Genomic DNA, 13,275 nt, shown 5'->3' with positions numbered 1-13,275 from the left:
AGATAATTTAATGTTGTCAGTTTTGATGAACTGAGTAGTAAAACACAAAATTTAAATCACAAAAACGGATCAAATATGTTAATTCATATTTGATCCGTTTTTTGCTGCGAAGAGCCCTTATTGATGACAAATTTCGCATCTTTTATCGATAATCAAAGAGTTATGATTTGAATTCAAAAATGCTAATTGATATATTGTGAAAAAATCAGCATTAACGGAGATTTGCCGATGAAACGATTGTTTACTTTGTTTATGATTGCGTTTTGGGTTATTGGCGCTAGTCAAATTGGCCCGCAGATGATGGCGCAGGCTAATGAATCAGTAGAGAATGCACAACAGTCTTCCCGAGATGACTCGCAGACGGCTAATTCAATTGGTGCTTCAGTGGCCAGTGATTCTATGACAAATAAGATAACCGCGGTTACGGATAGTTCATCAGCCGATAAAACTGATGCTATTGAGGTTAAGCCGACCGTTCATACGTTTGCTGAATTCAAAGCTGCCTATGAAAATGCCGATGTTCAAGAGATTACATTAGCCACGGACATTAGTGGCGATGGGCGTCAGTTAGCTGCACGAACAACTTCGCTCGTGATTAACGGAAAGCAACATCAGTTAACTTTAACTGAGGGTGCACTTCCATTGGGTAAATCAGGTGATAACACACGACTAACTTTTCGAAATTTGAGCATTAACAACGACCGAAGTGGTTCGTTTGTAACTGCTCAAGATGGCGAACTTGGCTGGTTGTTGACGTTTGAACATGTGGACACGGAAAAGGTAACCAAACTCAGTAATCTGCCCACTGAACAAGTGTCGCTGATTGAAACGATTGATCCTGCTGCTGAAGAATCGGCCAGTGAAAGTGAATCCTCAGATAGTAGTTCGGTGTCTTCAATGAGTGAGAGTAGTCAATCCAGTGAAAGCGGTCGTGAATCAAATGATCTGGATGTTAACAGTGATGTTAGTGAAGGCAGCAAGGCTAGTTCAAAACATTTGGAAAGTGACACGACCGTTTCACGTGAAACCAATTCAATTAATTCACAGTCAGCTAATGAGTCTAGCAAGACTGACGGAAAAAGTGGTTCACGACCAGAAAGCACGCAAACTTCCCGGGTAGAGGAAGACACAAAACTTGGCGAGACAGAACGTGAGGTTAGCAATATTTCTGAATTACAGACTGCGATTAACGAGCCATCCGTAACCAAGATTTTTTTGAAGAATAACATTTCTGCCACTTCAATATCTGCTAATCCAATCACCCGGAGCTTGGAAATCGATGGGCAGCAACATACCCTAAACATCGGCAGTGGCGCCTTACGTTATGGTGTGCCGGTTTCAGGCAATCCGACACTGAACGTGCATGATATTCAGGTGGCAAACACGGCCGCAGCTTTCGTCACATATAGTGGCGCTGCTCGAGGTCAATGGCACTTTGAATTCAGCAATATTAGCACGGCTACAACGGTTAATCGACTGGCCATTGCAACGTATTCAGACATCACGTTTTCAGGAACCTGCAACATAGATACGCGGGCAGAAAATGTTTATACCGGGAGCGTGAAAATGGCAGACAATACGGTCTACACCGGGAACGTCAACAATACGAACTATTCGATGTTTTATTATGATTTGCGACCGTCTGAAGGTCAGACCGGTGAGAGTCGCGAATTCACAACTGGTCAAAACTGTACGCTGAATTTGACTGGGACTAACGGGACGCAAGGTTATCCAATTGTTTATCTGTACTACAACAACATTACGTTAGGAAATGGGACAAAGTTTAATGCAGAGTGGCCTGGGAATAATGTTTATTTTCAAATCGCCAATGACAATGCCTCGTTAACGATTGGTAAGTATGCTCAAATGAATTTAGATACCGATAATCGGTCAATTGCGGCTATTCGTTCCTCAGGGGGAAACAATAATATTACCGTTGCTTCCCGAGGATCATTGACTGCGCGAAACAATAGTGCGGCTACAGCAACCGTAGACTTAGGCACGGGTACGACAACAGCTGTCATTGAGAATCCGGCTGCATTCGATTTACAAAACACTGGGACTGGCACAAATTCTCGGGCATTGAATCTGAATGCTAATTCCAGCTTAACCTTATCGAATTCGCCGTTTGCATATTGGGATACCACTGCAGTCAGCGGTGATCCAACACAGTCGTTTGAAGGAATTGAGTGGGGAAAATTTGCTGGTAGCACGGTCACCAGTGATCCGGAAGCGATGGCAACTGCCGTCAGGGGCAAAACGTTGCACCGAATGGCGGCTTACAATCCGCCCGGGACACTGCAATTATCCAGTGTCCCCAAAAATTTGAATTTTGGTCGTGATCTGATTGTGCGGCAAGCCGATCAACTGTTTCCGTTAGTAAGTTGGGATCAGCCGTTGAGTGTGACCGATCAACGTTATGTAACCAAACAGTGGTCGTTAACGTTGACACTGACGCAGGCGTTAACAAATACGACTGGTGATGTGTTGCCGGACGCAATTAAGTATAAAAAGAATGGTGAACTACTGCCGGTAAGTCATGCAGCCATTGAGATTGAAACAGCACGTAATCCTGACAATGATCCGTATGTCGTTTCTAATCAATGGAATAGCGAAGAGGGACTCATGCTCCAAGTTTCTCCCTCAGAGGCCAAGGCAGGTACTTACAATGGCGAAATCACTTGGAACCTGAACGATGTACCAGACGAAACGGAGGGGTGATGACACATGAATAAAATGAAGTGTTTGCACCACGTCCGTTTGCCACCAATTCGGGCCGATAACAATGAACGATGGCCGTCCCTTTGCAGATAAAAAAGTGAGGTAAAAATCATGAAAATGAGCAAACTAACGACCATTATTGCGACATCATTACTGACGTTGGGGTTGGCGACACCGGTCATGGCCGCGTCATGGGATTCTACAGCGACGGTTTCGTTTACAGATCCAAGTACCGTTACGACACCATTAGATCCTAACGACGCAGCAACTGAGCTGACAGGATCCGGGACGACTAATCAGAGTGGTTCATTGACCATTGATTACGCGTCCAAACTAGATTTCGGTCAACGGACGACATCCAATACGCAGGAACAAACATTCAATGCCAAAACAGATACAGTTCAAATCGACGGTATTGAAGGTTCAGTCAAACGTTCCAACTTCGTTCAGGTCACCGACAAACGGGGTGGCGGACTTGGATGGCAATTAGCAGTCAAGCAGAGCCTGCCCTTTAAGAACGGCGAGGAGCATCAAATGACCGGTACTAAGATTCTATTCAATGATCGATCCGTATTAGGCACTGAATCTGGCCAGGAACCAACTATGGTTGGCGGCAATGTGACGGTTCTTGATGATGGCGCGAATGTGAAATTATTAAACGCGCCAACGGGTAAGGGAACAGGAACGACCATCCATCGTTTTGGCGGTGAAGTGACTGGTACTGAACAAGAAGAAACAACTGGTGTTCAGCTAGTAGTTCCAGCTGGTGCCGCTCGTGCGGGCACCTACAATGGAACATTGACTTGGACACTAGAAGATACACCAGATGAAGCCGTTTAGTTTTAAATGTTTCAAATATGCGAAACACAGGAGGGTTCAACATGACCAAGAAAACATTAACGACAATTATAGTGATGCTTTGTGGGGTGGTTGGCCTCCTGCTACATAGTCAAGTGGCTCATGCACAAAGCATGGATTTCAGCGTGGAGCCACAAAAGTCGTCATTACAACGGGATCAATCGAAAACGTATTTTGATTTAAACGTGAAGCCGGGTCAAAAAGAAAGTGTCATGGTGAAGGTTACCAATACGTCTGACAAACGCATTAAGATCAACACAAATGTGAACGTGGCGAAGACGAATCCAAACGGCGTTGTCGAGTATAGCAAGTCACGATTTAAGTCCGACAAAACGCTGACGATACCGTTAACGGATGTTGTGACGACTGCCCCAAAGCAGCTCAGTTTGGCGCCCAAAAGTTCGAAGATGGCGATTTTTGAAATCGATGCACCTAAACAAAAGTTTAACGGTGTGATTGCCGGCGGAATTTCGTTTAAAAAAGTAGCGCCCGACAAGAAAAAGACCTCGAAAGGAATTTCCGTCACGAATAATTATCAGTACGTGGTGGGAATGGTCCTTCATCAAGGTCGGCAAAAATTAACACCAATGTTAAAACTGGGGGATGTAAAAGCTAAATCTGAAGCGGGTCGTAATCTGGTCACAGCTCAATTGCGCAATGTAAAAAAACGTTACTTAAGCCAGGCAAAAATCGTGGCAAAGGTTCAAACAACGAGCAAACGGACGTTGTATAAGTCGACAAAGGATCACGTTCAGTTTGCACCAAACTCGATCATGGATTACCCGATCCGTTTGAACGGGGAACGATTTAAACCAGGGCGCTACCGGCTTGATTTAACAGTCACTGCCGTTAAGAAGAAGTGGCATTTTGTTCGTGAATTCACGATTACTAAGAAGCAGGCCGAAAAATACAATAACCAAGACGTGACGCTGAAACCGGATCACACGATGCTTTACTGGACTGTCGGTAGCGTGATGATTATCATCATCGGGGTGCTGAGCTGGGTGGTTATCAAAATGAAACGTAAACGCTAGGCTAATTTGAGACGGATGTGAACACAATTAATACTTTTTCCCATCTACAATTCTTGAGGCAACGATCGTAACGGCTAGAAAAATGTTTAAAATAGGTATGCGTATCCTTCTCATGGTGGCGAGTTTACGTTATTAGGTCCAACGTTTACGCTGCTAGATATCTTGACAGTTAGAAGTGGACGTTAAAATTAACAGAAAAAAGAAAATAATCTAGAATTTCAAAACGTGTTAGGCGGGTTATGATAATTTCGCCTAACATGTTTTTAATTTGTCTAAGATGATTGAAAAATAATTATTTCAGGATGCTTCGATGTCTGTTGCAAGGCGTACAATCAACATAAGCATCATATTTCACACATAAAGGAAGTTGCGATTCATGAAGATTGAAGAAGGCTACATGCCATTTCGCGGTTATAAAACATATTATCGAATTGTCGGTGAGAAGACGCCGGGCAAGGCACCATTATTGCTGATTCACGGCGGTCCTGGTTCATCGCATAACTACTTTGAATTGCTGGATGACTACGCAGAAACAGGCCGTCAGTTGATTATGTATGACCAAGTTGGTTGTGGGAAGTCATCATTGCCTGAGGACGAATCCGTTTATGTGAAGGAAACGTGGGCTGAGGAATTAATCGCGCTCCGTAAGTACTTACACCTGGATGAAATTCACATGTTGGGTCAATCTTGGGGTGGCATGCTTGAAATGCTTTACCTCACGCATTATGACCAAACGGGGGTTAAGAGTGTCATGATCGATGGTTCGCCTGCTTCTATCAAGTTGTGGACGCAAGAGCAACACCGGTTAATTTCTTATTTGAGTCATGAGGATCGCGAGGCAATTGCCGAGGCTGAGCGCACAGGGGACTTCTCCGGTCCTAAGTACTTGGCTGCTAACGACCGTTACATGGAGCGCTATTGCTGGGATGATCCGGATGAAAATTCACCAGAACCACTGCGTCGTGAAACGAATGGTAAACGTGCCAGCCTAATCGCTGAGGGACCAAACGAATTTACTGAGAACGGGACCATCAGTGACTACGATGTAACCGATGATCTGAAGAACATTCATGTGCCTGTATTGGTTACTAATGGGACGGATGATCTATGTACACCATTAATTGCTAAGTCTGTTTACGATCACATTCCAGGCGCTAAGTGGCACTTGTTTGCCAACAGCCGTCACTTGGCTTTGTTGGATCAGCATGATGAGTTTATCAGTGTGCTGGATAAGTGGTTGAAGGAAAATGACTAAATTAATTAATGAAAATATGTTTGATCGCTTTGAATTCCAAGGAATTTGGTCTGTTAAAAAGGAAATTAATCCAGAAAATTGGATTCCGGGAAAACTTCATTATGACTCTGGAAATATACTTCTCGAAGTTTTTGGAACGCTAAATGTTAGTGAGACATCGGCGATAGATGTACTCAACTTTGAGGATTATGAATCAGTATTTGGCTTTGCCCAAACCGGCGAAAATATTGTTTTATCCACGGTGAGCATGATTGGCAATACAAATTCTATACCTGGATTAATCTCAGAGAGATACCAAGTATCAGATATGCTTATTACAAATGGAAATTTCAACAAGGTTACTCAGCGCCAGTATTTATCTTTTTTTAGATTTTCTTTAACCGATTTAAATGTGTGGCTGCCAAACAACATGTTGACCATCAAAAAAGAACCAAAGAGCGGTAAACAAATTTTTGAAGTCAAGAAACCTGAGCGAAAACTTTTAACTAGTTTCGCCTTTGATGGAGGCAATTTCAGTGTTAGTTTGGACGAATCTGGCACAATTAATTACCCCCGTGAACTTCTAAAAGTTAATATAAAAAATGAAACAGGATTAATAATTGAACCTAATTCTAATGCGGTATCGATGCTGCAATCGACCAAAATAGTTAATGAAACTGCGAAATTTTTTACTGTTTTACTTGGTGAGACTATTAGTGCTAAATATTTACAGGGCAATTTGTCAAACGGTTTGAAAGCAAATGTGTTGTTCAATCAAACTTATCCCATAAGAAGTGTAGAGAGAGAAAGTGACCTTAGAATCACGCCCAGATATAATGATGTTGAAGATGAATTACCTAATAGTTTGACTAAATGGTTTGATATGTCTAGCGAATTAAAGTTACTGGCCGATGATTATATTTTGACAGTTACGCAGGAAAGTATTATTGAAAACACTTTAATCAATTTAACGGAAGGTATTGAGTCATTTTTCCGTAACCGTGATGCTTGTTTACGAGACAAGCTAACATTTCTTTTTAAGAGAGTGCCAAATGAAATTTTAAATAGAGATGTTTTACAAAAGAGTATTGACAGTGAAGATGATTTTATTAAAAGTTTAGTCAACACAAGAGTGTATTTGACACATGGAAAAGTTAGACCAGGTATTTATAAAGATGAGAAGCTAATAATTGCAACAAGAATTTTACAATTAAGTGTTCGATACTTTCTTTTGTCAGAGATTGGATTTTCAAAGAGATCTTTACAGAGTGTTGGTGCAGACATTGCAGAGATATTTCATACACGATTTTTCAATAACGAACTTCATTTCTAATGTTTCCCTTGCCTTCAAGTACACATTAAGGTCTATTGTGAATACATCAATGAGACTGGCCGGTTATTTAGGCCATTGTGCTACTATGATCCACAAGGAGAAAACGCAATGAATATTAAAGAAGCTAGTGAAAAAACAGGCGTATCATCGGCAGCTATTCGGTATTATGAAAAAGAATCGCTGATTCCAGAAATTGACCGAACAGAGGTTGGCAATCGTGATATTGATGATCGGATCATCCGTCGCATTAAGTTTGTGACGCAAATGCGAGCTGCCGGCATGAGTATTGAAAATTTGCGACGTTACATCCAGTTATTCGATGCGCAAGAAGATAATACGAAAGAGCAGAAGGCTATTCTGCAGGAACAACTCGCTGTGATGGAAGAAAAGCGCGATGATTTGCAGTCTGCTATCGATCACTTGAATTACAAACTCAATCATTTCTATGATCATATGGAAACGACTGAAGAAGAGCTTCGTGAGCTGGAACGACAGCACGCGGAGAAAAAAGCAAATCAATAGAAATGAAAGCTGTTAACGATGATGTCTGATGAGGACATTATGGTTAACAGTTTTTTTATACATTGCATGGCGATTCGCCGAAAAAAGAAAATTTTCTTGTTGCGTTGAAGTGCAGTTGAAGGTCTAAGCTTTCAAACATTGCATAACAACAGGAGGACAACATGGCAACGAAGAAAAGATTCGATTGGATACTATTAGTTATTTTGATGAGTTATTTTATGATTTTGCTTGATAATTCAATTATTTTTACGGGAACTGTTAAAATTGCTCAAGATTTACAGTTAAATCAGCAAACTTTATCTTGGGTCAGTAGCGCCTACTCGTTAACGTTTGGTGGATTTCTGCTGCTTGGCGGTCGGGCAGGGGATCTGTTTGGCCGGCGCCGTGTATTTCAAATTGGTCTGGTTATCTTTGGAATAGGTTCGCTACTTGTTGGATTATCAGTTAATGCACCGATGATTATCGCTTCCAGAGCCTTTCAAGGAATTGGCTCGGCCATTCTTGCACCGACGACCTTGGCTATTTTGATGGATACTTATGAAGGACCTGCACGTGTACGTGCCATTGCGTATTATGGTGCTATGGCCGGAATTGGTGCGAGTGTTAGCTTAGTTATTGGCGGTGTGTTTGCAAGCTTGCTGACATGGCGTGTTGGATTTTTCATCAACGTGCCTATCAGTATGTGGATGTACTACTTATCTGTGCGTCATTTACAGAAGGCTGCTGGCCGGTCTGGAAATCTAGATTGGCTTGGCACATTAAGTTCTTTATTTGGAATGAGCGCATTGGTGTACAGCATTGTTGGTACTTGGGGCAAGTTATCTGCGTTCATACTGGCAATTGCGCTGTTGGTAATTTTTGTTTACCAAGAGTATCGGACAAGTCAACCGATCATGCCGTTACGGTTGTTTAAGAATCGTGAACGCATTGGCGCGTACTTAGGACGTTTCTTATATTTGGGCTCAATGCTTGGCTTTTGGTTTATCACACCACAACTGATGCAAAGACAATTAGGTTTTAGCGCGTTAATGGCTGGTGTTGCTTTCTTTCCATTGACGATTGTTAACTTTATTGTGGCTTTACAGGTAGCGCGTTTAACGGCGAAGTTTGGTAACGGGCGCTTGTTAACAATCGGCATATTTTTAACGTTTATTGGGATGACATGGATGAGCTTCTTTACGGTTAACACTGGCTACTGGCTCGGCATCGCCCTACCGATGATTGCAATTGGCATTGGGCAAGGACTTTCGCTCAGTCCGTTTACTGCTGCAGGTGTGGCTCACACTGATGTAAGGGATGCGGGTGCGGCGTCCGGTGTTGTCAACGTGATGCATCAGATTGGCGGATCCGTGGGATTATCAATTTTGGTTAGCGTTCAAGGTCTGTTTAAAAATCAGGTAATAGGCTTTCACTATGCTATTTTAATCGGCGCAGGTTTATTACTGATTTCGTTGTTGGCAGCCATTTTCTTGATTTTGCCAGAAAAACAAAAATAAGTGTTGCCTTCAAGTTACTGTAAAGTTGTAAAGTAACTATTGTTACACGTGAAACAGGAGGTAAATTAATTGGCAAACGTACTTATTATCGGCGCCACTGGCTCAATTGGTCAGGTGACCCGTCAATATTTCTTGGAACACACGGATGATCAGTTAACCTTAATGGCGCGAAACATAACCCGATTAGGCAAACTGAACAGCAAACGGGAGCGAGCAATTCAAGGAAATGTCACTGACATTCAAAGCTTGAACGATGCACTTCAAAATCAGGATGTTGTATTCGCTGCTTTAAGTGGCAATCTACCAGAAATGGCAACGGCAATTGTGTCAGCGATGGATCGCGCTAACGTTGATCGCTTATTATTCATTACGTCGATGGGAATCTACAATGAGATTCCAGCCAGCGTTGGCGAGAGTGGGAATCTTGAACATAACCCAATGTTGCAAACGTATCGGGATGCTGCCGACATTATTGAGGCATCTGATCTGAACTACACGATTATTCGCCCAGGCTGGTTTGACAACGGACACGATACGGACTATCAGGTGACGAAAAAAGGAGAACCGTTTGGTGGTCATGATGTTTCACGTGAAAGCATTGCTGCCTTAGTGATGCATCTCGCGCATGATTCTGCGCTTGGTTCACGTGATAGCCTCGGTATTAACAGAAAATAATTGGAGGACCTTAACAATGAAAACAGCAGTGTTTGTAGAACCAGGAAAAGTTGAAGCACAGGATTTACCTAAGCCAGAAATTAAACAGCCAACTGACGCTATTTTGAAGATCGTTCGTGCCTGCGTTTGTGGATCGGATTTGTGGTGGTATCGTGGCATTTCTGACCGACCAAAGAATACGCCAGTCGGGCATGAAGCCATCGGCATTGTCGAGGAGGTCGGCTCAGAGGTAACTGACGTCCAACCTGGTGACTTTGTCATTGCACCGTTCACACATGGTTGTGGTCATTGTGCGGCTTGTTTGGCTGGCTTTGATGGTGATTGCTTGAAGCCAAGTGATGACGAAGTAGTCGGCTATCAGGGTGAATATTTACGATTTAAGAATGCCAATTGGGCATTAGTTAAGGTGCCTGGACAACCATCAGATTATACAGATGACCAATTGACCGATCTGTTAACATTGGCCGACGTTATGGCAACAGGCTATCACGCTGCGGCCTCTGCCGAGGTTAAGAAGGATGATACTGTCGTTGTCATGGGTGACGGTGCGGTTGGTCTGTGTGGTGTCATTGCTGCTAAGCTGCGCGGTGCCAAACGGATAATTGCGATGAGTCGTTATGAAGATCGTCAAAAATTGGCCAAGGAGTTTGGTGCAACAAATATCGTTGCAGAGCGTGGGGATGACGCAGTGAAGGCCGTGATGGCCCTGACAGATGGTGCTGGAGCAGACGCCGTTTTGGAATGTGTGGGTACTGAACAATCAGTTGACACAGCAGTTCAAGTCGCCCGTCCAGGAGCCGTTGTTGGTCGTGTTGGTGTGCCTCAAAAAGCGGATATGAACACCAATAACCTATTCTGGAAAAACATTGGTCTCCGTGGTGGGATTGCTTCAGTGACGACTGATGACCGGAACATTCTCTTGGACGCAGTGTTAAAGGGTGAAATTCATCCAGGCCAGGTGTTTACTAAGCGGTTCGACTTGGACCACATTGCGGACGCATATGCCGCAATGGACAAGCGTGAAGCCATCAAGTCGTTACTCATAGTGAGTCAATAATTTACTTTATGAACATTTCCTAATAAAATCGGCGAGTTCTCTAATAAACGAAGAACTCGCCGATTTTATTTGATATGCTTATGTAAGCGGTTTCTATAATACTTAATTGAGGAGATTTTTACATGTCATTTAAGAAGAAATTTGCACTTATTCTAGGTACGATTACAGCTTTAGGGACGTTTGGAATTGCCAACGTTACTAGTGAACCGGCTACGGCTGCTAGCACAAAACCGGTGACCATTTACTTAACTCGTCACGGAGAAACGACTGCAAATGTTATGATGCGCGTCCAGGGTTGGAGCAACTTTCCACTGACTACGAACGGGATTAAAGTAGCCGATGATTTAGGTCGTGGTCTGAAAAATACTAAGTTCAAGGCAGCTTACACTGGGGACTTAACCCGTCAAACAGTGACGGCGCAGGAAGTACTGAAGTACTCAGGCAATAAGCATGTCTCTGTTAGTCAGAATAAAGATTTGCGCGAAGGCGGCTACGGTAGTTTTGAAGGTGACAGTATCGCTGCCGATAATAACAAGATTGCCGGTGTATATGGCTACAAGACTGGCGATGAGTTCATGCAGAAAACGGGTAAGGACTACTGGAATCAGCTGCAGGACGCTTACCACAAGCTTGACACACAAAACAGTCAGGATACTAAATTAGTCAAGGCCGACCGCGCCGAAAGTGCTAAAGAAGTTCAGCAACGGATGACGACGGAACTTAATCACATTGCGAAGACGACTTCAAAAGACGGTGGCGGTAATGTTCTGGTCGTTAGTTCAGGAATGTCCATCAACGAATACCTGTCCACAATGAGTAAAAAGTATGAGGGTAAGCCATTAAAGAATGCCGCCGTTACTAAGCTTGTTTACAAGAATGGTAAGCTCCAAGTATCTGGTCCAATTGGAACATTAAGCTACGTTGATAAAGGCGCAAAAGCCAGCAAGTAATTTTCACATAATGAAACAAATTTAGAAACCGCGAAAAGCCCTGCATAGGCGACCAAACATTGGTAGTCTAGCAGAGCTTTTTTGAGTTCAGTTCACTTTTGTAAAGCATCAGGAGTAAGCGAGTCTAGCTCCGTCAGCCATTGAACACTGTCTTCGTCTGCATCAGCTGGAATAGTGTACGCGAGCGGCTGAAAAACAGTGGCGACGGCTCGCCAATCCAGACCCTGCTCAGTCTGGAAACTGTGACGCAATTGATCAATTTGTTGATTGGATACATTGCTTAACAGCTGTTGATTCCCCTTAAACATCAACAAGAAACTGTTGACTGTCAGTTGTGTGCTAAGCGATGTATGCCAATCATTTGGAGTTAGTTGATTGTCTGTAAGATGTTGATCTGCAAGCGGTACTGCAGGCACTTCTTTGGTTAAAAAGTGCTGCAGATGTGACCATTCGTGATTAATGATTGCGTAGAATTGCCATGGCACCTGAATGGCGAAAGCTTTCAAAGTATTGGTTGTAATTGTCGCAATGTTCCAAACAGACGTGTTAGTTTGTTGAGCCTGTTCGAGCCAAGTGCGTAAGAAGTGCTGCGTGGTTTGTTCAACCAACTGCGTCTGATTATGCTGAGTTAGGTGCCAGCGGACGAGTAAAAAGTCGACTAAATCAGCCTCGGCAATCGTGTGTTGGCCTTTATTGCTAATTCGTTGTCGTAAATTACGAAGTTGTTTTTGTCGACTGCTGCCGGCGTATTTACCTTGTTTAACCATGTTGCAATTGGTCCCTTCATTAGAAGTTAACGTGTTTTTCAAACTGTCGCACAATTGCCAAGTCGACTGGATCAATATTGATTGTATTCAGGTCTTGGCTGGGCACAAACTGGATTTTATCCATTTCGTCACCTTTGTGAAAAATAAAGGGCGTTGGCCGCAAAATTTTGCCGGTAAAAACGGCCCGCTTTCGAGTTTCCATTTTTGTTTCATCGAAGATACTGGCAACGCCACATAATATTAGATCTTGTGCGGTTTGATGTGTTTCTTCGTGTAATTCACGGATTGCCGTTTGTAAAACCGGTTCAGTGGGCGCGTCTTTAGGTTCACGTTTGCCAGCGGGAATTTCCCATTGCAAACGCCAGTTGTTGAAGCCAATGAGGTAACGTGCTTGAAATTGACAAATGACAAATGCACTGGAAAATAGGTCATCCGGATATTGTGATGGATCAGCTATATTTGCGTAATCTTTTAAAAGCATCAGACCGTCATCTTTCATATTGCGCTATTTTAAACCTATCGTACAAGTGTGCCGCTAAGGATGAAAGTAATTAATTCAAAAAAATCGTTTTAAGTTAATTATTGACGGATGTATCAGTCTGATATATGATAATTTCACGAGTGACAT

At 43.0% G+C, this 13,275-nt stretch carries 12 protein-coding genes; 10 read left to right on the top strand and 2 right to left on the bottom strand.

Going from position 1 to position 13,275, the window contains the following annotated elements; all coding sequences use genetic code 11:
• Nucleotides 1-228: 228 nt before the first annotated feature.
• The 10 genes from GB993_RS00315 (at nt 229) to GB993_RS00270 (ending at nt 11,880) form a co-directional block, all read left to right on the top strand.
• Nucleotides 229-2,721, top strand: coding sequence for a pectate lyase-like adhesive domain-containing protein (locus GB993_RS00315; RefSeq protein WP_161002610.1), 2,493 nt, complete (start codon nt 229-231; stop codon nt 2,719-2,721).
• A gap of 111 nt (nt 2,722-2,832) precedes the next feature.
• Nucleotides 2,833-3,561, top strand: coding sequence for a WxL domain-containing protein (locus GB993_RS00310; protein ID WP_161002609.1), 729 nt, complete (start codon nt 2,833-2,835; stop codon nt 3,559-3,561).
• A 41-nt stretch (nt 3,562-3,602) separates the two neighbouring features.
• Nucleotides 3,603-4,613, top strand: a complete 1,011-nt coding sequence (locus tag GB993_RS00305; protein ID WP_161002608.1) for a WxLIP family cell surface protein — start codon at nt 3,603-3,605, stop codon at nt 4,611-4,613.
• Between the two features lie 376 nt (nt 4,614-4,989).
• A complete protein-coding gene (gene pepI, locus GB993_RS00300; protein WP_161002607.1) occupies nt 4,990-5,868 on the top strand; it encodes a proline iminopeptidase in 879 nt (292 codons plus the stop codon).
• Nucleotides 5,861-7,180, top strand: coding sequence for a HEPN domain-containing protein (locus GB993_RS00295; RefSeq protein ID WP_161002606.1), 1,320 nt, complete (start codon nt 5,861-5,863; stop codon nt 7,178-7,180). The genes pepI and GB993_RS00295 overlap by 8 nt, the downstream gene beginning before the upstream one ends.
• Nucleotides 7,181-7,288: 108 nt before the next feature.
• Nucleotides 7,289-7,702, top strand: coding sequence for a MerR family transcriptional regulator (locus tag GB993_RS00290; RefSeq protein WP_161002605.1), 414 nt, complete (start codon nt 7,289-7,291; stop codon nt 7,700-7,702).
• 161 nt (nt 7,703-7,863) lie between these two features.
• Nucleotides 7,864-9,198, top strand: a complete 1,335-nt coding sequence (locus GB993_RS00285; RefSeq protein ID WP_161002604.1) for an MFS transporter — start codon at nt 7,864-7,866, stop codon at nt 9,196-9,198.
• 69 nt (nt 9,199-9,267) lie between these two features.
• Nucleotides 9,268-9,873, top strand: a complete 606-nt coding sequence (locus GB993_RS00280; RefSeq protein ID WP_161002603.1) for an NAD(P)H-binding protein — start codon at nt 9,268-9,270, stop codon at nt 9,871-9,873.
• A 16-nt stretch (nt 9,874-9,889) separates the two neighbouring features.
• Complete coding sequence (locus GB993_RS00275; RefSeq protein WP_161002602.1) at nt 9,890-10,930, top strand: zinc-dependent alcohol dehydrogenase family protein; 1,041 nt, start codon at nt 9,890-9,892, stop codon at nt 10,928-10,930.
• 122 nt (nt 10,931-11,052) lie between these two features.
• On the top strand, nt 11,053-11,880 hold the full coding sequence (locus tag GB993_RS00270) for a histidine phosphatase family protein (protein WP_161002601.1): 828 nt from the start codon (nt 11,053-11,055) through the stop codon (nt 11,878-11,880).
• A 92-nt stretch (nt 11,881-11,972) separates the two neighbouring features.
• Here GB993_RS00270 and GB993_RS00265 read toward each other — a convergent pair whose 3' ends face one another.
• Nucleotides 11,973-12,647 carry a hypothetical protein gene (locus tag GB993_RS00265; protein WP_161002600.1) on the bottom strand — a complete coding sequence of 225 codons (675 nt, stop codon included), beginning with the start codon at nt 12,645-12,647 and terminating at the stop codon, nt 11,973-11,975.
• Between the two features lie 19 nt (nt 12,648-12,666).
• On the bottom strand, nt 12,667-13,128 hold the full coding sequence (locus GB993_RS00260) for an NUDIX hydrolase (protein ID WP_161002599.1): 462 nt from the start codon (nt 13,126-13,128) through the stop codon (nt 12,667-12,669).
• Nucleotides 13,129-13,275: the final 147 nt, after the last annotated feature.

Origin of the sequence: Furfurilactobacillus milii, assembly GCF_009864005.1 — a bacterium.
Lineage (GTDB): Bacteria > Bacillota > Bacilli > Lactobacillales > Lactobacillaceae > Furfurilactobacillus > Furfurilactobacillus rossiae_B.
This window is presented reverse-complemented; position numbering and strand designations above follow the sequence as displayed.

What these genes read in the sequence shown, in the direction of transcription:
- GB993_RS00305 (WP_161002608.1), top strand. Translation starts at nt 3,603, where the DNA reads ATGACCAAGAAAACATTAACGACAATTATAGTGATGCTTTGTGGGGTG.
- GB993_RS00310 (WP_161002609.1), top strand. Translation starts at nt 2,833, where the DNA reads ATGAAAATGAGCAAACTAACGACCATTATTGCGACATCATTACTGACG.
- GB993_RS00275 (WP_161002602.1), top strand. Translation starts at nt 9,890, where the DNA reads ATGAAAACAGCAGTGTTTGTAGAACCAGGAAAAGTTGAAGCACAGGAT.
- GB993_RS00270 (WP_161002601.1), top strand. Translation starts at nt 11,053, where the DNA reads ATGTCATTTAAGAAGAAATTTGCACTTATTCTAGGTACGATTACAGCT.
- GB993_RS00260 (WP_161002599.1), bottom strand. Translation starts at nt 13,128, where the DNA reads ATGCTTTTAAAAGATTACGCAAATATAGCTGATCCATCACAATATCCG.
- pepI (WP_161002607.1), top strand. Translation starts at nt 4,990, where the DNA reads ATGAAGATTGAAGAAGGCTACATGCCATTTCGCGGTTATAAAACATAT.
- GB993_RS00315 (WP_161002610.1), top strand. Translation starts at nt 229, where the DNA reads ATGAAACGATTGTTTACTTTGTTTATGATTGCGTTTTGGGTTATTGGC.
- GB993_RS00285 (WP_161002604.1), top strand. Translation starts at nt 7,864, where the DNA reads ATGGCAACGAAGAAAAGATTCGATTGGATACTATTAGTTATTTTGATG.
- GB993_RS00290 (WP_161002605.1), top strand. Translation starts at nt 7,289, where the DNA reads ATGAATATTAAAGAAGCTAGTGAAAAAACAGGCGTATCATCGGCAGCT.
- GB993_RS00295 (WP_161002606.1), top strand. Translation starts at nt 5,861, where the DNA reads ATGACTAAATTAATTAATGAAAATATGTTTGATCGCTTTGAATTCCAA.
- GB993_RS00265 (WP_161002600.1), bottom strand. Translation starts at nt 12,647, where the DNA reads ATGGTTAAACAAGGTAAATACGCCGGCAGCAGTCGACAAAAACAACTT.